2 protein-coding genes are annotated in these 583 nt (G+C 67.8%); both read left to right on the forward strand.

Annotated features, from left to right (window positions below; translation table 11 throughout):
* The first annotated feature begins 193 nt into the window (after positions 1-193).
* Positions 194-358 (forward strand): 50S ribosomal protein L33, encoded by a 165-nt coding sequence (gene rpmG, locus BZL64_RS38765; protein ID WP_086773553.1) that lies wholly within the window; start codon positions 194-196, stop codon positions 356-358.
* 56 nt (positions 359-414) lie between these two features.
* Entirely contained in the window at positions 415-537 is a 123-nt protein-coding gene (ykgO, locus tag BZL64_RS38770) for a type B 50S ribosomal protein L36 (protein ID WP_086773554.1), read from the forward strand.
* Positions 538-583: the final 46 nt, after the last annotated feature.

The raw sequence follows: 583 nt of genomic DNA on the forward strand, positions 1-583 counted from the left end.
CCGCCAGCCGTTCCCCACCCCGAAGCGCACCGCTGTCTCCCTCTGGACCTCTGCTCGAAACCGGTTTCTCGTTCGATACCGGCGGAGCACTGTAACCGAGGGGCGCGGGAATGACCTCGCCCTTTTCGCTGTTGCACACCTCGACTGGCATGCACCGCTCAAAGAGTGCGATGCCGGTGAAAGGAGGCCCCCCATGGCACGCAGCACGGCGCGCCCCGTCGTCACCCTGAGGTCCACCGCCGGTACCGGCGCGACCTACACGACCCGCAAGAACCGGCGCAACGACGCCGACCGGCTGGTCCTGCGCAAGTACGACTCCGTCGCCGGACGGCACGTCACGTTCCGCGAGGAGCGCTGACCGCAAGAGCGTCGGCGTGCGCAACATCGTCCGAAGGTGCAGTAGAGGAGGCAGTCATGAAGGTGCGCAATTCCCTGCGATCCCTGAAGTCCAAGCCCGGAGCGCAGATCGTGCGCCGGAAGGGGGTCACCTTCGTCATCAACAAGAAGGAGCCCCGCTTCAAGGCCCGCCAGGGCTGAGAACCCGGCAGCCGCCGCGCTCACCCGCCCTGCCCACCCGCCGGGC

Source organism: Streptomyces bobili, assembly GCF_002154575.1.
Lineage (GTDB): Bacteria > Actinomycetota > Actinomycetes > Streptomycetales > Streptomycetaceae > Streptomyces > Streptomyces bobili.